Genomic DNA, 25,843 nt, shown 5'->3' on the forward strand with positions numbered 1-25,843 from the left:
GGAAGCCTTCGCGGCTTCCTTTTTTGATTACTGCTGTTGTTGTTGCATCATTTGTTGTTGCATTTGTTGTTGTTCTTGTTTATCTAAATCAAAAGCATCCTTGAAGTCTTTGTTTTCGATTTTAACATCGTATTCTTTCATGAGTGAACGGTAGATATCGTTCGGGTTGACTTGTGCTGCTTTTTCTTCAGCAAGTGCTTTTTTGATGCGAGCTTTTTCTTTATCGAGTGTAAAGTCTTTCTTTTCTTTACGATCAACTACTTTGATGATGTGGTAACCGAATTGTGTTTTAATTGGATCGGAGATTTTACCTTCAACGCCATCCTTGAACGCATAATCTTCGAATTCCTTGACCATCTTACCTTTTGTGAAGTATCCAAGATCTCCACCTTTTGCACCGCTACCTGTATCTGTTGATTTCTCTTTTGCGAGTTTCGCGAAGTCCGCGCCGTCATCCAATTGTTTTTTGATGTCTTTTGCTTCTGACTCTTTTGCAACGAGGATATGGCTTGCCTTAACTTCGACTTTTTCTTGGTCAAAACGCTCTTGGATTTCTTTATCTGTTACTTTTGATTTCGCAGATTTTGCTTCCGTTAAGAGCATTTGTGTGCGAAGAACTTTCTCGAATTCTTTTTCATTCTTGATTCCAGCAGATTTCAATGTTGTACTGAACTGCTCTTTATCCGGGAACTGGTCCTTTGTCTTCTTGACTTCTGCTTCGACTTCTTTATCCGTGACTTCTTTGCCGTATTTCTTCTCAAGCAATTTGTTCATCGTTTGCTGGAAGGCGATTTGAGCACCAGCTTTTTCGTATGCTTCTTCTTGAACGTCAGCCTTGTTGACTTCGCCACCTTTGTAATTGATAACGGCTTCGTCATTTGATCCACATGCTGCTAACGTAAATACACTTGCGACTGCTGCTGCGCCTAACAATTTCTTTTTCATACATACACCCCTAATTTACCATTTATTTCAACCGTTTTATCATATCATATTCTCGTCTGGTTGACAGCTGTATCTTGTCATGCAGAGAGATACTTGCTCTTTTCCATGCTATCACATCCAAGTAGCCGGTTGAGGATAATTTTTATGGGAAATTGTGAGGGAAATAACGCTCTTGAGACATAGTAGTAATGTCCTTGTCATGAGGAAAAAAGACCTAAAAAAAGCATTCTAGCTAGAGGCTAAAACGCTTTTAGTAAGGTTATGCTTTTTTGATTGAGTCCATGACTGGATCTTGAGGGCGACGATCTGCTTCTTCTGTGATCATCTTTGATGTCTCAGCGAATATGTCCATGAAGCTGTCGCCATACAAGCGACGTACGATCGCAGAAATGTCCGTTAATTCCGGGAACTTCCCGTACAGTTCCTGAAGAGGAAGTGATGCACGGAAGACACCGTTTTCTTCAGGGCGGAACGCTTGAATCGTCTCAAGCAAGAGTGATTCGCCCTCTGGTGTCAACTGGACGTAGGTATTTCGTTTATCTGTTTCCTTTTTTGAGAACGTCAACAGTCCGCGGTCTTCTAACTTCTTCGAGAAGTTGAACGCCGTCGAGACGTGCATGACACCATACTTCGCGATCTCTGAAATCGAGGCACCGCCTAGCGCGTGCGAAATCCACAAGATATGATGTTCATTGATGTTCAGATCAAAAGGCTTGATCCAATTTTGCCAATCTTTTTCTACCGTTTTCCATAGTGCTTTGCTTAACTGGACAATCTTGTGGCTATACAACAAAGCCTCTTGTCCAGGATATAACTTTTCGTGTTCCATATCTGACTCATCCTTTCGAAAGGTGACAATGGCTCAAACGCGCAAAATGCAAACTATACAAAAACAAATCGAAGCAACGGATCTTACTTTTGTGGAGAAAGCTGGTCTGCTTCCTGTTTCGCTTCATCAGCGAGAGACTGGATCTTCGTGAGCGATGCTTGGACTTCCGTTTGGTATTCCGAGACGCTCTGCATGACTTCTTCTTTGAAGTGCATACCAGACGCTTTTGCTGTCTCTACTAAGTTCTTGCCCTCCTGGGTCAAATCCTGCACATTCGTTACGATTGTAGAATAAGAATTTCGACGTTGATGACCGTTCGAAGAGTCGCTTTTCGTACCTTGGCGAAGCGCCTTCAGACCGTAAAAAGTCACAAGTGTTAGCGTAGCACCAAAAGCGACCCAGTTACGGGCGGGACGCTTCGACATATTGAACCTCCTTTTTAATATTAAAATATTTGTTTTATATTATTTTACCGAAAATCGAATGAAAGAAACCTATTTCGGCAATATTTTTCTAAGAATAGAAGAAAAAGAACAGACTTAGATGCGAGAAGCGATCGAGTTAGCGAGTTCAGCCAATTCCTCTACCGTGTAATCGTCATTATGAACTTCCCATTTCGCGCCGAAACCGTCTTGTTTATCGTGACGCGGAATGAGGTGCAGGTGGAAGTGGGAGACCGATTGACCCGCTACTTTTCCTGTATTCGATAAGAGATTCATGCCAGCTGCCTCTGTCTCTTGTTGAAGCGCACGACTGATTTGCGGGATCGTCGCAAATACGTCTTGTGCTTGTTCAGGAGAGAGATCATACAAATTATCGGCATGTTGTTTTGGGATGACGAGCGTATGTCCTTTCGTCACTTGTGACAGGTCAAGGAAAGCGAGAACTTGTTCGTTCTCGAATACGATATGACCAGGGACTTCTTTGCGAGCAATTTTACAGAAGATACATGACTCTTTTTGCATGGAACGTTCACTCCTTTGGGTAAGATAATATTAGTATACGGAAAGTTTCCGACTTCCGCACGATTGACTGTCAAATTGAACCCGATACACTTAGAAACATACAGCTACTGAAGGAAGGAGCGAATTGCATGGCATCACGAGTAGCCTCGACGGCACAAAAAAAACGAAAACGGCGCCTGCTCGTCGGTAGCGTCATCGTCGTCGGTCTTTTCTTATTCGTTGCCTTTTGGTTTGGGCGTAACATGCAAGAAGCGGCGAAAATGGAGAAAACAGACGAGCGTCTTGCTACCTTGTTAAAGGAAAAGGATCAGCGTGGATTCCAAAAGCTAGTCACGATGAACGATAAGTCACTACCGATGAGTGAGGCGACGCGACTCGTTAATTGGTTGACGGCTGACTCAGAGCGAACGGACCGGGTCATCGCACAAGTCAAACAGGATCAAGACGCAGGTAAGCAAGTGAAGACACATCTGTTTTCGTTACAAGAAGAGGATGGATGGCTTTGGTATGATCGGTACTCTCTCGATGTGAATCCTCAACGGTTAACCGTTTCGAGTGATCTACCGGGAACAAAGGTTTCACTAGATGGAGAAGAAGTCGGGACGATTGATCAGAAACCCCTTGAAGTCAAGCGTTCTCCTGGAGAGTACGATGTTCAAGTAAGTGCGGAACAATCAGGACAGACCGTCCAGGAATCAAAGACTGTACAACTCGGAGATGAACCGAACGCGACAGTCGACTTTAAATTAGCTGATCGGTTCAATACGACCGTTTCGAACGAATATGCAGTCGATATCAAAACGTTACTTGAGACGGAAGTGAAAGCCCGGACTGGAAAAAGTATCGATACGATGACTGGCTATCTTGGGCGTTCGCGTGACTCGTTCGAGAATACGTTCGGCACGCCTGATTCGACCGTTGCCGATCGAGCACGATACGATGGATATGAAGTGACCTATCAATCGGGGCAGGTGGAAGAATTGTTAATCCGATTGAATAAGACTCCAGATGAACTTGAAGCCATCGCTGGAAAACCAGAACGAAAGAAGCGCGAGCAAGTCGGTACCGTTTGGGAATATCCGTCTAGTTTTCTCGAAGGTGTGTTTGAATGGTTGAACTTACGAGCAGAAAAACGAGTCGTCGAGCGAGAGGACGGTATGTGGTTACAATTAAAAGACTAAAAAAATCCTCGGACTAGAACGTCCGAGGATTTTTGGTTATCGTTTATTCACCGCACGGAGAATGAACGATACGATAAGAATAAGAATGATAGCTCCGAGTAAAGCAGGAACGATTGCGAATCCGGCAACCATTGGACCCCAGTTTCCGAATAATGCTTGACCGATCAATGCACCAACAAAACCAGCGATGATGTTACCAATGATACCGCCTGGAACATCCTTACCTAAAATCAAGCTTGCTAGCCAACCAATAATACCACCGACGATTAACGCCCATAAGAATCCCATTTAAAACACTCCTTTTCAATTTAAGATCTATGATTACTTACGTACTGCCCGGAGAATAAGTGAGACGATGAAGATCAAGATGACTGCTCCGAGAATAGCCGGAATGACTGCGAAACCAGCGATTTTTGGTCCCATTGAACCAAAGATGGCTTGACCGATCATCGAACCGATGAAACCAGCGATAATGTTACCGATGATGCCACCCGGTACGTCTTTCCCGATAATTAAACTTGCGATCCAACCGATGAGACCACCAATGATGAGTGCCCATAAGAAACCCATTTCTAAACATCTCCTCTACATATTAGTTTTACCTGTTTTCAGGCAGTTATAAACACGTGCGAAAATGAAAAAATCTGAAATCGTTCATTCTTTAGTTCATTCTTTAAATGACTAGACGATTAGACCACTTGATAGAGAATGAATGGACGATTCATTGATTTCACTTTCAATTTACATGTAAATCGTTTTCATATATTGATGTAACGATTACACTTAGAGTAATTACCGAAAAAACAAGTATTAAAACATTATATTTTAAAAAACTAGGCGTTACGCTAGAAAAACGAAGCGAGTCTACTTTACGATGAGCCTAAAGGGAGTGGCAAATATGTTATTAGACATTAAAGGTTTGTCTGGGGGATACGGGTCAAAAACCGTTCTGCATGACATCAATATCGAAGTGGATCGGGGTGAACTCGTCGGTCTGATTGGGTTGAACGGTGCAGGAAAATCAACGACGATCAAGCACATACTCGGTCTTTTACCAGTTAAGACGGGATCAGTTCGAATCAATGGAATGGATTTAGCAACGAACGAAACCGAATATCGTCGCCAAGTTGCATATATTCCAGAACAGCCGATGTTATATGAACAACTGACATTACGGGAGCACCTTCGTCTGATGGCGCAAGGATATGACGTCGAAGAAGCGATCGCGACAGAACGCGCGCAACATTACGCTGAACGACTTCGGATGACGAAGCAACTCGAATGGTTTCCAAGTGTCTTCTCAAAAGGAATGAAACAAAAAGCGATGATCTTGTGCGCACTCGTCACAGGGAGTGAGCTGTTGATCGTCGATGAACCGTTCGTTGGACTAGACCCTTTAGCGATTCGTGAGTTACTTCAGATTTTTAGTGAACTGAAACAGGATGGAAAAGGGATCTTAATGTCAACACATATCCTTGAGACAGCCGAGCGTCACTGTAATCGATTCGTGCTCTTACATGAGGGTCACATTGCAGCAGAAGGAACGACAGCTGCTTTACGAGCGCGATATGGACTGCAAGATGGAACGCTGGATGATCTGTACGTTGCCGCAATCGAGGAGGCGGAACGATGAACAGCCAGTCCTTATGGAAGGAACGATACCAGGCGGCGATGACGGAAACAGTGAAATATACACGATATATGGCGAATGGTGGACTGTTATTCACCGTTTACTTCGTTATTTTGTACGGTTTAGTCGTCTACGGTCGTTTCCTCGACCAACTCGATCCATCGTTTCCTGGTCGATTCGTCATGGCAGCCTTATTTCTGATTTTACCGCTCTACCGAACAAGTCGGACGTTTCTCGTCGAAGCGGATCAAGTGTTTCTGTTACCGGTATTAGCGAAGTTATCAGGGTTTATGCAACAAGTACGAGCGTACAATGCGGTCTTTGGTATCATCCGTGCCGTGATTCCGTTTTTAGCTGTCGTTGTTCTCTATGTTCGAACGGAACAGACGACACCACTTGAACTTGTTTTACTTGGGGTAGCGCTTGCTTTGTTCGGAGCGGCTGCGAATTTATCAAAGCTTGAAGGCATCGCACATCGGACGGTAATGTTATATGCGTTCGGAGCGGCACTTCTCGTCATCATCGATATGGCGTGGATGACAATCGTCGTCGCACTTCTCTTAATGGTCGTACTCCATTTGAAGCGTCAGGACCATCTTCCTCTACGCGAATGGATTGCTCTTGAGCAGGAATCGCGTGATCGTTTTTATCGATTAGCGAACTGGTTCGTCGATGTGCCGCATTTATCGGCAACATATAAACGCCGTCGTCTCTTGAGTAACATGGTCGAGCGGATTCCATATCGAGCGCAAACGACATTCGATTACTTGTATGTCAAACAGTTCATCCGGAGTGGAGACGGGATCGGATTGATTGTTCGTTTGACGCTGATCGGGGCTGTGTTCATGTGGTTAGCGAGTGGCAACGAGTTGTTCGTTGCGCTTGCAATCCCTGCGTTTGCAGGATTGACAAGCTTTCAACTAGCACCGTTCACGAAGGCAGTGGACCAACATCTATTGACTCGTCTATTACCGTTTGGAAATGCTGTACAGGCGAAACGAAAAATCATCCGCTTCGCAGCAATCAGTCAATGCATCGTCTTGACGCTACTTGGATTCTTTTTAAGCGGATCCATCTATGTCGTTGGTGGGGCAGCCTTGGCGCTTGTGATTGGTGAATACTACGCTCGAAAATAATAAACAAGAAAGAGCCTACGCGATGAATCCATCGTGTAGGCTCTTGTTCTTTTTATTAATTGACGCGTTCGTTTGAGAGATCTTCTTCTTCGACCATACGCAATTCTTTGCTGACAGGAGCAGGGAGATCGTAAGAAGATTGACCATGTTCCGCAACGTCCAGTCCGCGGAGTTCATCTTCGCGTGTGATCCGAAGACCAATCGTAAGGTCGAGAACTTTTAAGAATGCATAACTCAAGACACTGACGATGACGACGGCAAAGACGACACCAAGTGCTTGAACACCGAGTTGCGTAAAACCGCCACCATAGAAGAGACCAGCTTGTCCGATCCCTGTGATTTCAACGAGTCGTGGTGAAGCGAAGAATCCAGTTGCGAGTGTACCCCAGATACCAGCGACGCCATGAACGGAGAAGGCACATAATGGATCATCGACACGGCTTGCGAGAAGAATGCTCGTTCCATATGTGATCACACCAGCGAGGAAACCGATGACGACAGCTGCCCATGGTTCGACGAAGGCACAGGCTGCTGTGATGGCAACGAGTGCAGCTAAGACACCGTTGATGATCGAAGGGATATCTGCGACACGACGGTGCCAGAATGAGATGGCAAGAGCACCGAGGGCACCTGCTGCAGTCGCAAGTAACGTCGTCAAGGCAACGTAACTAAAGAATCCATCGGCAATCGTTAGTGTCGAACCAGCATTGAAGCCGAACCAACATAACCAGAGGATGAAGGCACCAACGACAGAATAGATGACGTTGTGTCCGAGTAACGGTGTTTTTTCAGCACCGATTCGTTTCTTGAGCAGTAAAGCAGCAACGAGTGCAGCAATCCCACCTTGTAAGTGAACGACCGTTGATCCAGCGAAGTCTTGCATCCCGAGCGAACCAAGGAATCCACCTGCCCAAACGGAACGTGCAATGATCGGATAGATGATAGCAACGAAAAACGTTCCGAACAACAGGTAGACGGATAATTTAGCACGTTCTGCGAATCCGCCCCAAGCGATCGCGAGGGAGACAGCGACGAATGAGAGTTGGAAGAGGAACTTCACATCAATCGTGATGTTCGACCAATCAAGACTGCTGAATCCTCCTTGTAAAAAGAATCCTTCCGTTCCGATGATAGAATTGCCATCACCAAACGTCAATCCGAATCCGATGGCCCAAAAGGCGAGAGCGGCAACCGAGAAGCTGATGATTTGTTTGACGGCGACGTGCCCCGCGTTCTTCGCCCGTAACATCCCTGTTTCTAGAAGTAAGAATCCGATTTGCATCGTAAAGACGAGCAGTGCTGCGAATAAGACATAAAACGTATCGACTGAGATAGCGAGTTGTTCCAGTTTCATTGTCGTTCCTCCTTTATCCATTTAAAGTATGTGTTTACTTTAGACGGAAATACTTTCAAAGAAACGTGTTGTGTCAGAAAATCTGACATGGTATTTTTGTGGAAAGGAGTGACGAAGATGAACTACCGTGAAAAAAAGGTGATGTCGATTGGAATCGTCTGTGAATTGACCGGCTTGTCAGAACGTCAGATTCGTTACTATGAGGAACGGAAGTTGATCTTTCCAGAACGGACAAATGGAAAAACACGAAAATATTCGTTTACGGATGTCGAGCGACTCGTCGAAGTCGCGGAAAAAATCGAGGATGGCTGGCGTACGCACGAAATTCGAGAAAAAGAACGTAAGGTAACGGAACAGCAACGTTCAGACTTGATCCGCGGTCAGTTAAACGCTGCGTTCGGTCTTTACAAGAAACAGTGAACATTTCATGAACTGGTAACAGAACTGTCATTTTGTAAACGATTTATTGGCACAGACTTCTTAATTTCAGATATAATGTTTCTGTGTTCACAAACTTATCGTACGTTTTTTTGGGGCGTTAGAACGAGTATAAAGGGGTAGTTATGATGAAGAAATTCAATGATACGTTTTTGCGGGCGATCCGTGGCGAGCAGATTGATCACGTTCCCGTCTGGTACATGCGACAAGCAGGTCGTTATCAAGCGGAATATCGTGAAATCAAGAAGACGCGGACGCTTTTCGAGATCACACATGACTCGGAACTAGGCGCATATGTGACAGAACTACCTGTAAAACAATTAGGGGTCGATGCAGCGATTCTGTATAAAGACATCATGACGCCACTTCCATCGATGGGCGTTGACGTCGAAATCAAGAGTGGTATCGGTCCAGTCATCGCGAACCCGATTCGCACGATGGCAGATGTCGAAGCATTACAACCATTTAACCGTGAAGATATTCCATATATCTATGAAACGATTCGTTTGTTACGGGAACGACTCGAAGTACCGTTGATTGGTTTTTCCGGGGCACCATTCACGCTTGCGAGCTATATGATTGAAGGTGGTCCTTCAAAGGGATACCATAAAACGAAAGCATTGATGTATGGACAACCTGAGGTATGGCATGCCTTAATGGAGAAACTAGGTGACATGGTCATCGATTACATCAAATCACAAGTGGATGCAGGAATACAAGCGTTCCAAATCTTTGATTCATGGGTCGGAACGACAAGCCGGAAAGATTATGTCCGTTACATCAAGCCAACGATGGAACGCATTTTCACAGAATTAAAAGATACAGGCGTGCCGATGATCATGTTCGGTGTAGGAGCGAGTCACTTGGCAGAGGAATGGCACAGTTTACCGTTAGACGTCGTCGGACTTGATTGGCGTTTGTCGATTGACGAAGCACGTGAGCGTGGACTGACGAAACCTGTCCAAGGAAACCTCGACCCGTCTTATCTGTTAGCACCATGGGATATCCTTGAAGCAAAAACGAAGGAAATTCTCGATATGGGAATGAAGCAACCAGGATTTATCTTTAACCTCGGTCACGGCATCTTCCCGGAAGTCGATCCAGAAGTATTGAAACGTTTGACTGCATTTATCCATGATTATTCGAAAGAAAAAATGGAGGTAGGAAAATGAAGACGTTAGGACTACTTGTTATGGCGTACGGTACGCCATATAAACCAGAAGATATCGAGCGTTATTATACGCACATTCGTCGCGGACGTAAACCGTCTCCAGAAGCATTGGCAGAGTTAACGGAACGTTACGAAGCCATCGGTGGTGTCTCACCACTCGCACAAGTCACGATTGATCAGGCTGAAGAGCTACACCGTCAATTGTCTGAGAAATATGCCGGTGAAATCGAGTTTAAGCTTTATCTTGGTCTAAAGCACATCGAGCCATTCGTTGAGGATGCTGTCGAGCAAATGGCAAAAGACGGCATCACAGAAGCGGTCACAGTCGTTTTAGCACCGCACTATTCGACGTTCAGTATCCGTTCATATAACGGTCGTGCGAAGGAAGTCGCGGACCAACACGGTATCCGTCTCGCATCCGTTGAATCGTGGTACAAAGAAGAAGCGTTTCTCGATTGGTGGGGTAAAGAAATTCGCAAGACGTTCGACGCTTTACCAGTATCTGAAGAGAAAGCCGTTCTCGTCGTTTCAGCACACAGTCTACCTGAAAAAATCATTGCAAACGGTGATCCATACCCAGAACAATTGAAGGAAACAGCTGAATTGATCGCGCAACGTGCTGGTGTACCGCATATGATCACAGGCTGGCAATCGGCTGGACAAACGCCAGAACCATGGCTTGGACCAGATGTTCAGGATTTGACACGTGACGTCTACGAAGAAAAAGGATACGAAGCATTCGTCTACGTACCCGTTGGTTTCGTTGCCGATCACCTAGAAGTATTGTTCGATAATGATTACGAGTGTAAAGTCGTCTGCGACGAACTCGGAATTCATTATGCGCGACCTGTCATGCCAAACGCGGATCCAGCTTTCATGAAAGCTGTCACGGAAGCCGTCGCGAAACAGGTGGGTAGTTATGTCCAGTAAACGTCTCGTCATCGTGGGCGGTGGTATATCAGGACTTGCAGCCGCCTATTATGCAGAGAAGCAGTTTCCGGAGATGAACATCACGTTACTCGAGGCAGAGGGTCGTCTCGGTGGTAAGGTGGCGACATATCGGGACGAAGGATTGACGATCGAGCGGGGACCGGATTCATACGTCGCACGGAAACACGTGTTGACGGATCTCATCGAAGAGATCGGATTAGGGGAGCAACTCGTTCGCAATAACACGTCGCAAGCGTATATCTTGGATGCGCGCGGTCTCCACCCGATTCCAAAAGGTGCCGTCATGGGGATCCCGACCGATTTAGAGTTATTCGCAGAGACGTCTCTACTGACGGAAGAAGAAAAGGCAGAGGTGACAGAACGCTTGCTTCACCCTGCTCCTGATTTGACGATTCCGGAAACAGACATCCCATTAGGGGAATACCTGCGTCCGCGTCTTGGAGATGCGCTCGTCGAGAAGTTGATCGAACCGCTTCTTTCAGGCATTTATGCTGGTGATATCGATCGGATGAGTACGTTTGCGACCTACCCGCAATTCGTTGTGAATGAGCAAAAGGCGGGAAGCTTGTTCGAAGGGATGCGCCTCATGCGTCCGCTTGATCAACAACAAGGTCCGACGCTCAAAGCGACAGGTCAATTTTTATCGCTCGCTACTGGACTCGAGTCTCTCGTCGAGCGGCTAGAAGAGGTGCTTGAACGGACAGAAATTCGTCTTGAGACACCACTTCGCTCGATTAAACGGGAAGAAGACGGGCGGTATCGTCTCGAAACGGATCATGGTCCAGAGTATGCCGATGATATTTTGTTAACGATTCCGCATCGCCAAGTCGTGTCCCTGTTACCAGAAGCGACGCTGCCTGGGCTTGCGAACCTCTCGACACACTCGACGGCGACAGTCACGTTGATTTTTGATAAGGAAACGGCGTTACCGATTGATGGAACGGGATTCATCGTCAACCGTCGGGCACCGTATTCAATTACAGCATGCACGGCGATTGATCAAAAGTGGAATCATGCAGCACCGAATCATACCGTGCTCCGAGCCTTCATCGGACGCCCCGGAAAAGATGCACTCGTTCGTGAATCAGACGAAATGATTGAACGTGTCGTCTTAGAAGATCTTGAAAACATCTGTGGTCGTCCATTGCAACCGGAACGTGTCGTCATCAGTCGTTTATTAGACGGCTTACCGGCCTATACGGTAGGACATGCACAGCGGATTCAAGAAGTGCGAGAAATCGTCGCTTCTCACTATCCACACATTCATTTAGCCGGACTCGCTTATGATGGTGTTGGTTTGCCAGACTGTGTAGCAGGTGTCAAAGCGACGCTTGAACAAATGGCGTTACAACAACCGGAACCATGTAAAGAATCATGACACACCTAAACCTTTTTGAAGCTATCAGTGCTTCAAAAAGGTTTTTTTGTCTTCAGAAGAATGACACGGAAGGAAACGGGAATAAGAGACAGAGGAATCAAAATCGAAGAATACCGTTGAAGCGGGAGGGAATCGTATGGTGGAAGTATGGAGTACGTTCACGATCATCATCGTCTACGGATTGCTTATCATGAATATCTTGGCTGTCCTGACGGTTATTTTTCTCGAGCGACGCGATATTGGTGCGACGTGGGCATGGGTATTCATCTTGTATTTCGTTCCGCTAGTTGGGTTTCTCGTCTATCTGTTTTTCGGAAGACTGTTGAAAAAAACGAATTTTTATCGTGTCACGGATGAAGAACAACTGGAACAGGATAGACGGATCGCCTTACAGAAAAAAGAACTTGTAACGATGGGACGGCACCCGATGATTCAAAAACACCGGGATATGATTCGGATGAACCTGATGTCGAACGGTTCGTTACTCAGTCTCTCGAATCAACTACAGATTCTTTCGGATGGCGAGCAGAAGTTCAATCGGATGATTCAAGATATCCGCCAGGCTGAGCATGAAGTGAATATCCAATATTACATCATTCAGAAAGATCGCCTCGGGTTAGCGTTGATCGATACATTGACCGATTGTGCCCGTCGTGGGATCAAAGTCCGTCTATTGTATGATGCTGTCGGATCACGTAGTCTCAAACGGACGGATTTCAAGGATTTACTCGCACACGGGGGAGAAGTGTTTGCCTTTTTCCCGTCGACGATTGGATTCGTTAATTTTCGATTGAACAACCGCAATCACCGTAAATCCTGTATCATCGACGGTCGAATCGGCTACATTGGTGGGTTCAACGTTGGTACGGAATATCTCGGTATCGATGAAAAGTTCGGCTACTGGCGGGATACACATTTTCGCTTGGAAGGTGACGTCGTTCACGATCAACTCGATCGCTTTATTCTCGACTGGAACCAAGCAAGTGACGTCTATACGGAAAAATCTTTGTTTTACTATGGAACGCATAGGATTCAGGATATATTACCGATGCAAATCGTCACATCGGGTCCGGATTCTCGTTCAGAGTATTTGAAGCTTGCCTTGATTAAAATGATCAACGAAGCAAAACGGACGATTTATATCCAATCGCCTTATTTCATTCCAGACACGAGTTATTTAGATGCATGTAAGGCAGCCCTCTTATCCGGAGTGGAAGTACGCATCATGATTCCGAACAAACCGGACCATCCATTCGTTTACTGGGCAACGACTGCTGCTGTAGGGGAACTGCTATCTTACGGAGCTAAAATCTACACGTATGAACCTGGATTTTTGCATGCGAAGACAATCGTCGTCGATGGAGAAATTGCTTCGGTCGGAACAACGAATATCGATGCGCGAAGTTTTCGTTTAAACTTCGAAATGAATACAATCGTCTATGACCAGGCAGTAGCGATTGAACTAGAACGGCTCTTCTTAGCCGATTGTGAGGTATCAAAGCTCATGACGGTCGAGTCGTATGTTGCGCGTTCAAGAATGATCAAATTCAAGGAAAGTATTTCGCGTTTGTTGTCACCGATTTTGTAAACCGTGTTTACGACCAGTCAAAATGTGAAAAATGGTATAGTAGTATGGAAATAGAAAAAGAGGAGAGTGAAGACGATGGCAAATCCAATCAAATTACTCGTATCAGACATGGATGGTACCGTTCTTTCGGGCAAACAACGAATAGAGCCGGAGACGATTCAGGCAATTGAAGCAGCACGCGAACAAGGTGTCGAGTTTGCAATTGCAACAGGACGTAATTACTTAAATGCTAAAGAATTGACGGATGCCGCAGGAATCCACTGTCCAATCATTGCTTCAAACGGGGCACGTGTGATGACCGTCGATGGAGAAGAGTTGAGTGCGACGACTCTGACGACAGAACAAGCACAGCAAATTTACGGCATCATTAGCCAGTACGAAGTCTTCTTCGAGATGTTCTGTGATCAAGGACTCGTGACAGCGCAAGGAGCGACGATTGATGCAGCCTACGATTCGTTAAAAGAATTAAGTGAAGAAAGTGATCGGGCAAAACAAGTGCTTGATTTCTTCCACGATCGCTATTATGTCCACGAAGACGTCAAGATGATTGATGGATTCCGGTCATACATTCGTAATCAAGCGGGAAAAGTATTCAAGTTCATTTCGTTCTCATTTGATCAAGAATTGATGAAAACAATCTGGCAGGAAATCGAGCAGAAAGTCGAGGGTGTCTATGTCACGTCGTCAGGACACGATAACATCGAAGTCATGGCAGTCGGTGCCGATAAAGGAACGGCAGTTAAAATCCTCGCGGACCACCTTGGTGTGCCGATCGAACAAGTCGCTGTCATCGGTGATAATCTGAACGATCTTCCCATGTTTAAGGTTGCTGGAAAGGCGATCGCGATGGGGAATGGTCATGATGAAGCAAAAGCGATTGCGCATCATGTGACGAAAATAAACGATGAGCACGGCGTCGGATATGCGATTCAGCAACTGGCGTCCCGTGCTTGGTAAGGGGGACGTTTCATGTTTAAGGCATTTAAGGAGTTTGCTTTTCGAGGCAATGTGATCGATTTAGCGGTCGGGGTTATTCTGGGTGCTGCGTTTAGTGGGATCATCAAATCCCTCGTCGACAGCGTCTTTATGCCACTGATCGGTATCATCATCGGGGGCATTGATGTCAAAGGATTATCGGTCATGGTCGGAAATGCAGAGTTGCAGTACGGTCAATTTCTTCAAGCGAGTATCGAGTTCTTGTTGATCGCCTTTGCACTGTTTATCTTTGTCAAAGGAATCACTTCATTCCGGAAGAAGGAAGAAGTCGTCGAAGAAGAAGCGGTACCAACGACAGAAGAAAAACTATTGACAGAAATCAGAGATGCCTTGATTCGTCAAAATGAGTCATCACCTAAAAACTGATATATACCAAAAGCCTGTCTCACATATTTATGTGAAACAGGCTTTTTTGGCTCATAAAATTTCGAGTAATGCATTTTCGGAGCAGACTTGTAACGAAAGCTGTTTTTTCATTCCTTGATCAAATGAAATTTCTAGCACATCGTCAACCAGGTGCAAGACGGTTCCGGGACCAAATGCTGTATGCGAGACACGCATGTTCTCAGTGATCGGAAGTGGAGGAACTTTAGCTCGCGCTGCAATGGCAGGACGTTGGCGTTCTATTTTTCGTTTTGCGGAATCCGGTGTAACAAGACGATGAACGTCTTCGACGAATGGTGAGACATCGAACGATTTCGATTTAAAACGATAAGACAGGAGATGCAGTTCGTGTCGCGCTCGTGTCATCCCGACATAAAACAAGCGTGCTGCTTCTTCCATATCATCGAGTTGTCCATTCTTGTACGCCTTGATCGTGTCAGCCGATGGAAGAATACCAGCAACGAGATCAATCATAAAGACGCGATCAAATTCAAGCCCCTTTGCACTGTGAAAGGTCGAAAGGGTGACCGCATTTTGATTTTTGTTTTGTTTCGCATCACGCATCAACTGTTCGAGATGCGCGATCCGCTCACGAAAGGCGAGTAACGTCGGTACATCACTTGCGATGTTATCGATCGTATTTAATGTCTCAAGCAGGTGATCGAGACTAAAACCGAGACTCTCACTCATTTTCCGCAAATTCTTTTCGTAGCCCAGTTCATGACGAATCAATGAGAGGGCAGCAGACGGTCGAACGGTCTGAATGGAAGCGAACGTGCGCTTCATTTGTTGAAGTTGTTTCTTTTGATAAAACTTCATCTCGATTTTGTTTATGAGTAGATCAAATACAGATTCACCCGTACCGAACTGTTGCAATTGAGAAAGTTGCGCTTTTGAAATGTACCCGGCGAATTTCGTATGAATAGTTGCTAACACATCGATATCTGTCGGATCTTGTGCGAATGTCATGAAGTTTAAGATATCCTTCAAAATCCAATGACTGAAGAATTTATGATCGACATCCTTAATATAAAACGGAATATTTGCTTGATCCAACGCATTCATGACGTTGATCGAAGAAGCATTGTTGCGATATAAGATGGCCACTTCGCGGTAATTCGTCTCTGTCCGTAGTTGATTCAACAGATAGCGGGTCTGATCCTCGTAAGTTGGTAACGTCTCTAAGATGATCGGACGAACAGCAGCGTTCTCCGTGAACATCTGTTTCGGATAGCGTGCTTTATTGCGCTGAATGAATTGGTTCGCGACGGATACGATGTCTTGAGACGAACGATAATTTTGTTCCATGTAAAGAATCGTCGCATTCGGATACGTATCTTTGAAGTGCAAAATTTTAGAAGCGTCCGCGCCACGCCAGCTGTATAGCGTCTGATCATCGTCTGCAACGACACAAAGTCGGTTATGCGGTAAGGCTAACTTTTCGACCAATTGATGTTGAACGAGTGACGTATCCTGGCTCTCATCCGTTAGGATATAGTCAAAGCGACGCTGATAATGTTGCAACAGACGACGGTCTTGCTCCAAAATCGTATTCGCATACGTCAACATATCATCAAAGTCGAGTAACGGATGTAAGGGATCACGCGACTTGAATTGTTCATACGCGACATAGATATCAGGGAAATGTTTGATCGTCGTCGGTACTGCCTTGATTTCCTTTAAAGAAAGAAGACGGTTCTTGACGAAGGAAATCATTCGTAATAACTCATCCATCTGGTCGTCGGTAATGACACTCCGATTAATTTCCTGGAAAATACGCCGGAGTAACATGCGTTTATGTGGCGCATTCGGATGTTGTTGATCCATTGGTCCCTCAATGATCGTATAGGAGAGACGTTGCTGGGATGTATGATCCCGAACGACTTGAAAAGCAAAGCTATGAATCGTCGAGAATGCCGCTGTCGTTCCAATTAATTCGTGAAATAGATGATAAAAACGATCCGCCATCTCGCGAGCTGCTGCCTTACTGAAGGTCAGCCCTAAAATACGATGTGGTTCGATCTTTTTTTGTAAAATCAAATAGGCAATCTTAAAATTAAGCGTCGTTGTTTTTCCAGAGCCGGGTGAGGCGAGTAACAGCAACGGACCATGGTCATGTTCGATTGCCTGTTGTTGGACAGGATTCAGTTGAATGCCGGTCAATCGCTCCATCTGTTCGAAAAAATCTTCATGCATGATACAGTTCACCTCGAGCGTATTTATTTCTCGTCCAATAATCGAACTTTCCCTAGTGTATCATTTTTAGTGTCAGGATTGGATTACGGAAAGAAGAACCGTGGAATAAAGAGACAAGAGCCTATTGGATGTTATGTAAGACGAGTACCCTAAAAGACTAGGCAAATGGATACAAAAATATTAAAATGGGAATAGATGTAAGAGAGTACTCTCTTGTCCTGTACAAAGAGGGAAGGCGGAATGAGAATGTCTGTAGTGAAATTACACATGTATACGAATGAACATTATGAACAATGTGATGCGTTCATTCTTCCGGAAGAACAAGTCCAGTTTACTTCTTTTCCGACGGATGTCGTCACAGATGCGGTTGCCCATCCAGATAAATTCCCGGTTGTCATCAAAAAAGACGATTTAGTCGTCGGATTTTTTATTCTTCATCTTAATCCCCCTAAAACACATCGAACACATGAACAAAGTGTCCTATTACGTGCCTTTTCCATTGATGCACGCCATCAGCACCAAGGATATGCGAAAGAGGCAATGATGCAGTTGCCAGAGTTCGTGCATCATCATTTTCCAGAAGTCACAGCGATCACACTAGCGGTCAATAAAAAGAATATTGCTGCAAAATCACTGTATTTCAAAACGGGATACGTTGATACGTTACAGTCCGTCATGGGTCCAATTGGGGAGCAGCACATCCTTGCATTTGATCTAGAAAAAGAATCACGATTGAAGCATTGAAGCAAAAAAGCATTTTCCTGATTCTATTCAGGAAAATGCTTTTTTATTTAAGATAAATCGTAGAGTGATAAATGCGCACCTGCTTCACCAGAGAAGACAATACCTCGACTGGATGTTTTCGGGAAAATCCGTCCAGATGCAACGGCTTCTCCGTCATTTAGAAAAAGTTCAAACGAAGAACGATCCACGAACAGACGTAATGTATGCAAGTCCTTCGCAAGAATCGTCGATCGCGAAGTGCCGAATGATTCAGCAGGTACTTCTGCACCTGATCGGCTTCGATCGATAGTAAATTGACGTGATACAGCATCGTAATGGAATACGGTTTCTTCTGTGGCGTCTTGACGAATCGAGAAGCGGAACGAGTCCGACGACAGTTTCAAGTCTGTCATCACGAGCTCGAAAATCTCGGCTTCCGCAATTGTCACGTCTTGTTCGAAAAGAATAGTTTCGTCAAACAGCGTCTCTTTTCGTAGCTGTGTCAGTTCATTGACAGGTCGTTGACGAAGTTGTCCCTGTTCGATCGTTAATTCACGAGGCAATGTTAAAGCATGTGCCCAGTTATAGATGTCAGAAGGATAACTGATATCCGGTAACCCCATCCAACCAACAAGAATCCGTCGACCATCTGCCGCCTCAGTTGTTTGTGGCGCGTAGAAGTCAAATCCGAAATCGAGTTCTTGGAACGATTCGTGTGTGAATGTTAAGTCGGGTAAAGCTAACGGTTCGCCGATGAAATAACCGGACTGGAAAATATTTTGATAGTTCGGACCATCTGGTTCAATCCCTTGAGGGCTAAAGAGGAGGATCCCTTTTCCATCCAGCTCGAAATAATCAGGACATTCCCACATATAACCGAATGTCGAGTAATTCGTCTGTAACTCACCGAGGAATGTCCAGTGCTCTGCATCTTGAGACTGATAGATGACAGTACAACCCGTCAAGTCACTACGCTGTGCACCAATGATGCAGTACCAAATGCCCGATGCATCTTGGAAGACTTTCGGATCACGGAAATGTTCCGTATATCCTTCAGGAACGTTTGGAATAGCAGGTGGTAAATGTTTTTCGATTCGTCCATCCGAGCGGAGATGACCGACGATTTGGCTCGTATGGCGATTCCAATCCGCATCCCGTTTATTACCGGTGTACATGATGTGCACTTGATCATCTTTAATGAAGCCACTACCGGAATAAGCACCGTGTGAATCAGGATCGTTATTTGGGATCAAGGCAGCTCCTTCATCGAACCAATGTACAAGATCTTTTGATGTCATGTGATACCAGTACTTCAGCCCGTGTACGGGTCCGAGTGGAAACCATTGATAAAACAAATGATAGAGACCGTCATGATAGACGAAGCCGTTCGGATCATTCAAAAGTCCGGTCGGAGGTTGAATATGGTAAGAAAATCGCCAAGGAGATGTTCGAACTTCTTCCTTCATCGCTTGGTAGACGCTCGGATCGACATCCGAGAGGGGACGGTATCGTGCTTCACGTGTCCATTGATTCATGTTGACAGCTCCTCGTTGAAAAATTATACGCTTCTCTCGTTCACCTTACGGAGGAGAGCTGCGCTTGTCAATCCTCCGTCCTGAATGGTCAATGAACGGACATACATCCTCTGCCATTTTGCTTCGAACGATAGAGCGCTAAATCAGCGCGATGCATGACTTGTTCGAGTGATTCTCCTGTCACCTGTTCGGCGACTCCGATACTCATACCGATGTGGACGGTTTGTTCTTCTAAGTGATACGGCATCGAGACGTGAGCGATCCATTGTTCACCTAAGTATCGTGCTTCTGTTAAGGATTGAGTCGTCAAGACGATGATGAACTCATCGCCGCCCAGACGAGCTACGAATCCACCAGGTGGAAGCAACTGTTCGAGACGTTGACTGACCTCGATCAGCAGGAGATCACCTAGCGCGTGACCATACGTATCATTGACTGCTTTAAAGCCGTCTAAATCAAGGCAAAGATAGATAGAATGCGTTTCTGCAGGCAATTGTTCGATGTATTGAGCGAGACCGTTGCGGTTCGCGAGACCCGTCAGGCTATCGCGTTGTGACAAGCGTTCAAACGTTAATTTCTCTTGTTCGGTATGTAGCAAGCGATGAATCAGTCGTTGTAAGGCATCCGTCAGTGTCTCGATTTCTCGGATTCCACGATGATTCGGGAGTGATTTTGAGGGATCATCCTGCATTTGCTGTGCGGCATGCGTGATTTTTAATAATGGTCGTGTCAATAACTTCGCTAACATCCATCCGAGTAAGGCTGTGATGAAAGAGGCAATCAATCCGGCGATAAAAATCGTTTGACGTAAAGCGTCGGCATCAGCGAAGGCAATCGAAGTCGGTTGACGCACGAGAACCGTCCAACCTAATCCATCGTAATCCTTGTAACCTCGGCTTGTACTTTGACCAGAGACGAATTCTTTCCCTTGCAAAGAAGCGGTCGCAGAAGCATTCGAAGTCAGCGTTACGCTATCAGGTAATGTTTTACCGCTCCATCCGTTCGGTCCAAGCAAAATCGTCTTTCGATCTTGACTAATGATGAAGACATCGACTTGTTGGAGAGAGGACGTGGCGCTCTGAAAACTTTGTTCGATTGCTTTTGCCCATTCGAAGCTGAGATGTGTCGCAAGGACACCAGAAAATCGCCCCTTATCGTACAAAGGTGTACTAATATCGACGAATTGTAACGGTTCACCGCTTGGGTTTGGCAATAATTTTGCGAGTAGAACAGCTTCATGGACATCCCCGATGAATGGTTGTGATAAGGCTTGTTGGAAGACGGGGCGTTCCTTGATCGATGTTCCTTCAAGAATCTGATTCGTTGACGCAACGACTTTGCCTTTCGCATCTAAGCGACCAATCCAAGAAAAGTCAGGAATCTGTCGTTGTAACTCTTCGAGTGTCTGCCGTGTTTCTGCTTTTTGTTCTGTTTGTTGAATCGTTGATAAAGAACCCAGCAATTTTACTTCGGCATAACGTGACCACATGTAATGATCAAGCTTATCAGACAGTTGGTGAGCAGTCGTTGACAGATTCATCCCGACTTCCGATTGGAGTCGGTTTGTTGCATGTTGACTAATGAAAAAAGTTAATCCGAGCGTCATGCTAAAAAATAGCAGGGAAATCAATCCCGCTAACAAAACATCAAAGCGAAGTGAGAGTCTGAACATTGTGCGATACTCCATTCATGCGTTTTCATTTTTTTTTACTTACATCATACACGTAGACGTCTACCTGTTGTTCGCGGTTCGAGATACTCGTTCGTACATATCGAAATTCGTGTTTTTCCCAAAAACGACGGGCTCTTAAATTATCGGGTAAGACCGCGAGATGAATGTGAGGTTCCTGACTTAGAAACTGATCACAAAAAGCAGATAGTAACCGACTGCTAGTTCCCGTACCGTGCTGAGAAGCATCCAGTAAAAATAGACCGATCCAAGGTGTACCGTCTTTTGGATGCTTCGGTAGGTAATCAATCAGTAAGACGGGTTCTCCGTCTACATACCCAATCAGCGATACGGTATCGGGATTTAAAAACTCTTCCTGTAAGGTCGAATCAGAGAGCGGAAGCACTCGTTCTTCTAAGAGCGCATATGCAGGAACGCTCGCGTACAACGATTGGATGATCGGAAAGTGATCATGTGTTACTTGTTCAAAGCGAATCATCTAGCGACTCCATTCTTTATTTTTAATATAAAATTTCTGTTGTTACGCCTTTTTAATTGGAATCAGATTACATATTTGTAAGAAATGAAACTTATCCTTTAAAATCACGTACACTAATAGCATAGACAAAATATGAATGAGGAGGAAGAGCAGATGTTAAAGATTGAAAATATCTCAAAGCGTCTCGGAAAAGAGCAAATTTTAAAAGACGTCAGTTTTGAGGTATCCCCAGGAGAAGTGTTCGGCTTCCTCGGACCGAATGGAGCAGGGAAGACGACGACGATTCGGATCATCACGGGACTACTCGAGCAGGATGCAGGGAAAGTCACAGTCAATGGATTTGATGTCGTAGAAGAGCGTTCGAAAGCGCTGACGCAAATCGGAGCAATCGTTGAAAATCCAGCGTTTTATCCTTATCTGACAGGAAAACAAAACTTAGTTCATGCAAAAAATCTCATTCCGGGACTCGGTCAAGTGGATTATGATGCACTAGCACGACTCGTTGGTCTTGAAGGAAAGCTTTCAAAAAAAGTCGGAGAGTACTCACTCGGAATGAAGCAACGACTCGGAATTGCTCGTGCCTTGCTACATAACCCGCGCGTCTTGATTTTAGATGAACCGACGAATGGTCTGGATCCATCCGGAATTGCAGAGCTTCGTGAATATTTACGCCAAATGGCGCGTGAGCAAGATATCGCGATTTTAATTTCAAGCCATATGTTGAGTGAGATGGAACAAATCAGTGATCGTTATGCGATCATCGATCAGGGTGTCATCAAGTCGGTCGAGTCCGTTCGTAATGAAACTGGAGCGAAAATCGCTCTTCGTGTCAATGCAGAAGCGATGATAGAGGTACTCGATGCCCTTCGCGTCGCGAACTACCCATCAGAAGTACTCGAGAATAAAATCATTATCACCGCACCGGAAAGTGAATGTCCAGCTATCGCTCGACTCGTCGTGCCGATTGCCGATTTACATGAACTGACCGTTAAACGTTTGACGCTTGAGGAACAATTCCTGCAAGTAACGAAAAAAGAGGGGGATTCACATGCTTTCGCTCATACAAAATGAATGGATGAAATGGTGGACGACTAAAAAAGCGAAAATCGTTTTAGCACTATATATCGTTATTGCAGTTGGTATTATCATCGTTGCAAAGACGAATGATTTTGAGTTCACACGTTATGATTATTATTCATCAACGTTCCTTTTACTGACATCTCTATTAGGAATCATCACGATTGTCTTCACGGCAGAAGCCATCGGGAATGAAGTACGTTATGACACGATGAAACACTTATTAATGAGTCCGTATTCCCGAATGACGATTTATTTCTCGAAACTTATCTTTTCGATCTTGATCATGTTGTTCCAATTCGTGTTCATCGCTGCGATCGTCTACGCAGGCTCATTTGCGTTTTCAGAGGCAGGAGATCCAATTCTGTTCCGCGATACGATCGTCGAAGTTGTCAGTCCGATTTTTACAATATTCATGACGTTATTCTTCTCATTGTTGTTCCGTTCTGTTGGAATGATTATCGGCTTCACCGTACTAGCACAGTTCTTTACGAGCATTGCGGGTAACTTACTGGTTGGTTTCAAACCAGCAATCGCTAAGTGGATCGTATTCATGCATTTAGACTGGTCAATGTATTTCAAGGATTCTATGACCTATGGTACGAGTGAAGCGATGGGAACAACTTTGACGTTCTCCGCCTTGTTCGTATTGGCTCATATCATCGTCTTGTTAGGTGCATCGATTCTTGTCTTCCAAAGAAAATCATATACGTAAATGAAAGAGCTGCTATTGATAGATGAATTTGTCTATCAATAGCAGCTCTTTTACAGTATTCAAGAACTTGTCCGTTTAGGTGGACGTGCTGTAATCGGGAACAATCGCTGAAACCATTCGATCAGTGGACCGTTCAATAAGAGAAAAATGAAAGTTCCGACTCCGATGCCGATCAGTTCGCGTTCAATCAGTGAAAAGAGACAAGCAATCAAAAAAGGAATGCCGAGGCTGATCGTTGCCCCGAGCGAGGTACTTTTAAAGCGACTGATCAGTGACTTCATCAAGTAATCCGGTGGCATCAATACGAATCCGATTTGTAGATAGAGAGCGAGTCCAAGTGAAATCAATGGCATGCCGATCAACATGTACACAACGCGCATCCAAAGTCCCTGTGGTGTATAAATCAATTGATGGATCGATAAGAAGAAATCAATCGCAGCGCCGAACAGAACGACGAGTGCGAAACTGAGGACGATCGTCCACCAACTAAATCGACTCCCAAGAGAGAGTGCCGCAATCAAAGCGAGCACATGTAAGACGATGATCGCTAGTCCGACAGTTAAAGGGGAGATGGCCGCAACGGCTTCACTCGCTGATGTCCAAGGTGCACTCCCGATCGAGGCGGTCACCATGAAGCTGTTTCCTAAGGCGTTAATTAAAATAGAGAATAAATAGATGACAATCCGTTTTTGCTGACTCATTGACGTGCACAGACGGTAGGACTGCGCGTTCACCTCCTGAAAAGAAATCGTTTCGTTAAGCTATACCCTAATCGTAGCGCTCTTTTCACTTATTTTCATGAAAAGAGCATTGCCTATTCCTTATGTTTCACGACATACTTAGGACACATTACGAATCAGGGGGAGAACATATGACATATTTTGGACAGAAGATCCTGCCTTCCGTTAGAAAATTAGAAGACTTTGAAAAGATGTTGAAGAGTCCATATGAATATGGGGTATTACTCGAAATGCATGTATCGCGTTTAAAAGCGGTCTATGAGATGGCGCATCGTTACGACAAAAAAATGTTTTTGCACATGGATCTCGTTCAAGGGTTAAAAAATGATGAATATGCCACAGAATACGTCTGCCAAGAATTGAAGCCGTATGGTGTCATTTCGACGAAGGCGAGCGTCATCTTGAAAGCACGTCAAAAAAAGGTCAAGACGATGCAACGCATGTTCTTACTTGATTCCAGTTCACTCGAAAAAAGTTATCAACTCATGGAACGGACGCAACCTGATTACATCGAAGTGTTACCAGGGTTAATGCCAAAGTATATTCAAGAAGTGAAAGAAAAGACAGGGCGTCTCGTATTCGCCGGTGGACTCATCGATACGGTCGAGGAAGTGGAACAAGCGATTGAAGCAGGTGCCTCAAGTATCACTACATCGAATAAGGACTTGTGGCGTCATTTTGAACCACGCTCTTAAGTTGATTGTGAGGAAAATCATTCGGATTATTTGACAGCGTTTTCACTGATTGTTATAGTGATATCAAGTTGATACAAAGTGACGGAGAAAAGGGAGATTCACGTGTGAGTCCTGCTTGAAGAACATTCAAGTATGAACTGACGTGGATCTCCTTTTTATGTTGCTTTTTTCACATAACCAAAAGGAGGAACACATATGTCACCCATTTTAGCGGAATTTTTAGGCACAGCTTTGCTTGTCGCGCTTGGGAACGGTGTTGGTGCAGGCGTTAGTTTGACGAAATCGTTTGCGAAGGATGCAGGTTGGATTGTCATCACGTTTGCATGGGGTTTTGCCGTGGCGATTGCAGCGTATGCCGTCGGTCAATTCAGTGGAGCACACCTTAACCCAGCAGTAACGCTTGGTTTAGCCTTTGACGGTTCATTTGCATGGGCAGACGTACCAGGCTATATCGTCGCTCAAATTGCCGGCGGGATACTTGGTGCAAGTCTTGTTTTCGTCCATTACTTACCACACTGGGCGGAGACGAAAGACCCAGTAACGAAACTCGGCGTCTTTGCGACGTCACCAGCGATTCCACATACATTTGCCAATCTAATGAGTGAAATGATCGCGACATTCTTGCTTGTCATTGGGTTGTTATCAATCGGAGCAAATAAGTTCTCAGATGGTCTAAATCCATTGATCGTCGGTTTCTTGATCGTCAGCCTCGGTATGTCATTCGGAGGAACGACAGGATATGCGATGAATCCGGCGCGGGACCTTGGTCCACGTATCGCCCACTTCATCCTACCGATTCATGGAAAAGGATCATCGAACTGGGGATACTCTTGGATTCCGGTTCTCGGACCAGTTCTCGGTGGAAGTCTTGGCGGATTGTTTTATCGTTCGGTCTTCACAGGGAAAGATACACCGGCTTTTTGGATTGTAGGACTTGTGACAATCGTCATATTAGGCTTATGCTATAGATTCGGTGTTCGTCCGAACAAAACAACGTCAGTGGAGTCAAAGTCAGCTTAACTTATTTAGATACAAAAGGATGGGGAAG

General features: G+C 45.0%; 26 protein-coding genes and 1 pseudogene. 15 read left to right on the top strand and 12 right to left on the bottom strand.

Annotation, left to right across the window (positions count from 1 at the left end):
• Positions 1-27 precede the first annotated feature (27 nt).
• The 4 genes and pseudogenes from KNQ14_RS09750 to KNQ14_RS09765 form a co-directional block, all read right to left on the bottom strand.
• The gene (locus KNQ14_RS09750) at positions 28-945 is read right to left on the bottom strand and encodes a peptidylprolyl isomerase (protein WP_214860898.1); all 918 of its coding nucleotides are present in this window, start codon (positions 943-945) and stop codon (positions 28-30) included.
• A gap of 259 nt (positions 946-1,204) precedes the next feature.
• Positions 1,205-1,774 (bottom strand): HTH-type transcriptional regulator Hpr, encoded by a 570-nt coding sequence (locus KNQ14_RS09755; RefSeq protein WP_023467344.1) that lies wholly within the window; start codon positions 1,772-1,774, stop codon positions 1,205-1,207.
• A gap of 83 nt (positions 1,775-1,857) precedes the next feature.
• The gene (locus KNQ14_RS09760) at positions 1,858-2,199 is read right to left on the bottom strand and encodes a hypothetical protein (RefSeq protein ID WP_023467345.1); all 342 of its coding nucleotides are present in this window, start codon (positions 2,197-2,199) and stop codon (positions 1,858-1,860) included.
• Between the two features lie 114 nt (positions 2,200-2,313).
• A pseudogene (locus tag KNQ14_RS09765) lies at positions 2,314-2,742 on the bottom strand (HIT family protein); the annotation flags it as partial.
• Between the two features lie 125 nt (positions 2,743-2,867).
• On the opposite strand from KNQ14_RS09765, the gene KNQ14_RS09770 reads away from it, so the two are divergent.
• The gene (locus KNQ14_RS09770) at positions 2,868-3,920 is read left to right on the top strand and encodes a TcaA second domain-containing protein (RefSeq protein WP_214860900.1); all 1,053 of its coding nucleotides are present in this window, start codon (positions 2,868-2,870) and stop codon (positions 3,918-3,920) included.
• A 36-nt stretch (positions 3,921-3,956) separates the two neighbouring features.
• On the opposite strand, the gene KNQ14_RS09775 is transcribed toward KNQ14_RS09770, so the two are convergent.
• On the bottom strand, positions 3,957-4,208 hold the full coding sequence (locus KNQ14_RS09775) for a GlsB/YeaQ/YmgE family stress response membrane protein (RefSeq protein WP_023467348.1): 252 nt from the start codon (positions 4,206-4,208) through the stop codon (positions 3,957-3,959).
• Positions 4,209-4,241: 33 nt separating this feature from the next.
• The gene (locus KNQ14_RS09780) at positions 4,242-4,490 is read right to left on the bottom strand and encodes a GlsB/YeaQ/YmgE family stress response membrane protein (RefSeq protein ID WP_023467349.1); all 249 of its coding nucleotides are present in this window, start codon (positions 4,488-4,490) and stop codon (positions 4,242-4,244) included.
• A 328-nt stretch (positions 4,491-4,818) separates the two neighbouring features.
• On the opposite strand from KNQ14_RS09780, the gene KNQ14_RS09785 reads away from it, so the two are divergent.
• Positions 4,819-5,553 (top strand): ABC transporter ATP-binding protein, encoded by a 735-nt coding sequence (locus tag KNQ14_RS09785; protein ID WP_133207904.1) that lies wholly within the window; start codon positions 4,819-4,821, stop codon positions 5,551-5,553.
• A complete protein-coding gene (locus KNQ14_RS09790; protein ID WP_214860902.1) occupies positions 5,550-6,686 on the top strand; it encodes an ABC transporter permease in 1,137 nt (378 codons plus the stop codon). Before KNQ14_RS09785 ends, KNQ14_RS09790 begins: the two co-directional genes overlap by 4 nt.
• 55 nt (positions 6,687-6,741) lie before the next feature.
• Here KNQ14_RS09790 and KNQ14_RS09795 read toward each other — a convergent pair whose 3' ends face one another.
• Positions 6,742-8,040: an ammonium transporter gene (locus KNQ14_RS09795; protein ID WP_023467352.1), complete on the bottom strand. Its 1,299-nt coding sequence runs from the start codon at positions 8,038-8,040 to the stop codon at positions 6,742-6,744.
• A gap of 117 nt (positions 8,041-8,157) precedes the next feature.
• On the opposite strand from KNQ14_RS09795, the gene KNQ14_RS09800 reads away from it, so the two are divergent.
• From KNQ14_RS09800 to mscL, 7 genes are all read left to right on the top strand, one after another.
• Entirely contained in the window at positions 8,158-8,460 is a 303-nt protein-coding gene (locus tag KNQ14_RS09800) for a MerR family transcriptional regulator (RefSeq protein ID WP_023467353.1), read from the top strand.
• A gap of 143 nt (positions 8,461-8,603) precedes the next feature.
• On the top strand, positions 8,604-9,650 hold the full coding sequence (hemE, locus tag KNQ14_RS09805) for a uroporphyrinogen decarboxylase (RefSeq protein ID WP_023467354.1): 1,047 nt from the start codon (positions 8,604-8,606) through the stop codon (positions 9,648-9,650).
• Complete coding sequence (hemH, locus tag KNQ14_RS09810) at positions 9,647-10,579, top strand: ferrochelatase (protein WP_064300380.1); 933 nt, start codon at positions 9,647-9,649, stop codon at positions 10,577-10,579. The genes hemE and hemH overlap by 4 nt, the downstream gene beginning before the upstream one ends.
• Positions 10,569-11,978 (top strand): protoporphyrinogen oxidase, encoded by a 1,410-nt coding sequence (gene hemG, locus KNQ14_RS09815; protein WP_214747394.1) that lies wholly within the window; start codon positions 10,569-10,571, stop codon positions 11,976-11,978. The genes hemH and hemG overlap by 11 nt, the downstream gene beginning before the upstream one ends.
• 136 nt (positions 11,979-12,114) lie before the next feature.
• Positions 12,115-13,566 carry a cardiolipin synthase gene (cls, locus tag KNQ14_RS09820; protein ID WP_214747398.1) on the top strand — a complete coding sequence of 484 codons (1,452 nt, stop codon included), beginning with the start codon at positions 12,115-12,117 and terminating at the stop codon, positions 13,564-13,566.
• A 75-nt stretch (positions 13,567-13,641) separates the two neighbouring features.
• Entirely contained in the window at positions 13,642-14,523 is an 882-nt protein-coding gene (locus KNQ14_RS09825) for a Cof-type HAD-IIB family hydrolase (protein WP_214747401.1), read from the top strand.
• A gap of 12 nt (positions 14,524-14,535) precedes the next feature.
• Complete coding sequence (gene mscL, locus KNQ14_RS09830) at positions 14,536-14,928, top strand: large-conductance mechanosensitive channel protein MscL (RefSeq protein ID WP_214860904.1); 393 nt, start codon at positions 14,536-14,538, stop codon at positions 14,926-14,928.
• Between the two features lie 51 nt (positions 14,929-14,979).
• Here the strand turns inward: mscL and KNQ14_RS09835 are convergent, their stop codons facing one another.
• Positions 14,980-17,142, bottom strand: a complete 2,163-nt coding sequence (locus tag KNQ14_RS09835; RefSeq protein ID WP_214860906.1) for an ATP-dependent helicase — start codon at positions 17,140-17,142, stop codon at positions 14,980-14,982.
• A 246-nt stretch (positions 17,143-17,388) separates the two neighbouring features.
• On the opposite strand from KNQ14_RS09835, the gene KNQ14_RS09840 reads away from it, so the two are divergent.
• The gene (locus KNQ14_RS09840) at positions 17,389-17,886 is read left to right on the top strand and encodes a GNAT family N-acetyltransferase (protein ID WP_035398466.1); all 498 of its coding nucleotides are present in this window, start codon (positions 17,389-17,391) and stop codon (positions 17,884-17,886) included.
• Positions 17,887-17,933: 47 nt separating this feature from the next.
• Here KNQ14_RS09840 and KNQ14_RS09845 read toward each other — a convergent pair whose 3' ends face one another.
• From KNQ14_RS09845 to KNQ14_RS09855, 3 genes are all read right to left on the bottom strand, one after another.
• Positions 17,934-19,400, bottom strand: a complete 1,467-nt coding sequence (locus KNQ14_RS09845) for a glycoside hydrolase family 32 protein (protein ID WP_214747410.1) — start codon at positions 19,398-19,400, stop codon at positions 17,934-17,936.
• Positions 19,401-19,488: 88 nt separating this feature from the next.
• Complete coding sequence (locus KNQ14_RS09850; protein ID WP_214860908.1) at positions 19,489-21,072, bottom strand: sensor domain-containing diguanylate cyclase; 1,584 nt, start codon at positions 21,070-21,072, stop codon at positions 19,489-19,491.
• Positions 21,073-21,097: 25 nt separating this feature from the next.
• On the bottom strand, positions 21,098-21,568 hold the full coding sequence (locus KNQ14_RS09855) for a GNAT family N-acetyltransferase (protein ID WP_023467366.1): 471 nt from the start codon (positions 21,566-21,568) through the stop codon (positions 21,098-21,100).
• Between the two features lie 153 nt (positions 21,569-21,721).
• On the opposite strand from KNQ14_RS09855, the gene KNQ14_RS09860 reads away from it, so the two are divergent.
• Entirely contained in the window at positions 21,722-22,639 is a 918-nt protein-coding gene (locus KNQ14_RS09860) for an ABC transporter ATP-binding protein (protein ID WP_214860910.1), read from the top strand.
• A complete protein-coding gene (locus KNQ14_RS09865; protein WP_214860912.1) occupies positions 22,617-23,360 on the top strand; it encodes an ABC transporter permease in 744 nt (247 codons plus the stop codon). Before KNQ14_RS09860 ends, KNQ14_RS09865 begins: the two co-directional genes overlap by 23 nt.
• Before the next feature lie 59 nt (positions 23,361-23,419).
• Here KNQ14_RS09865 and KNQ14_RS09870 read toward each other — a convergent pair whose 3' ends face one another.
• Positions 23,420-24,094, bottom strand: coding sequence for a YczE/YyaS/YitT family protein (locus KNQ14_RS09870; protein WP_371743347.1), 675 nt, complete (start codon positions 24,092-24,094; stop codon positions 23,420-23,422).
• 137 nt (positions 24,095-24,231) lie between these two features.
• Between KNQ14_RS09870 and KNQ14_RS09875 the strand changes: the two genes are divergently transcribed.
• Together KNQ14_RS09875 and KNQ14_RS09880 are read left to right on the top strand one after the other, a co-directional pair.
• Complete coding sequence (locus KNQ14_RS09875) at positions 24,232-24,795, top strand: glycerol-3-phosphate responsive antiterminator (RefSeq protein ID WP_023467370.1); 564 nt, start codon at positions 24,232-24,234, stop codon at positions 24,793-24,795.
• A gap of 195 nt (positions 24,796-24,990) precedes the next feature.
• Positions 24,991-25,815: an MIP/aquaporin family protein gene (locus KNQ14_RS09880; RefSeq protein ID WP_214860914.1), complete on the top strand. Its 825-nt coding sequence runs from the start codon at positions 24,991-24,993 to the stop codon at positions 25,813-25,815.
• The last annotated feature ends 28 nt before the right edge of the window (positions 25,816-25,843 follow it).

The organism is Exiguobacterium sp. s161, from assembly GCF_018619045.1.
In the GTDB taxonomy this organism is placed as follows: Bacteria; Bacillota; Bacilli; order Exiguobacteriales; family Exiguobacteriaceae; genus Exiguobacterium_A; species Exiguobacterium_A indicum.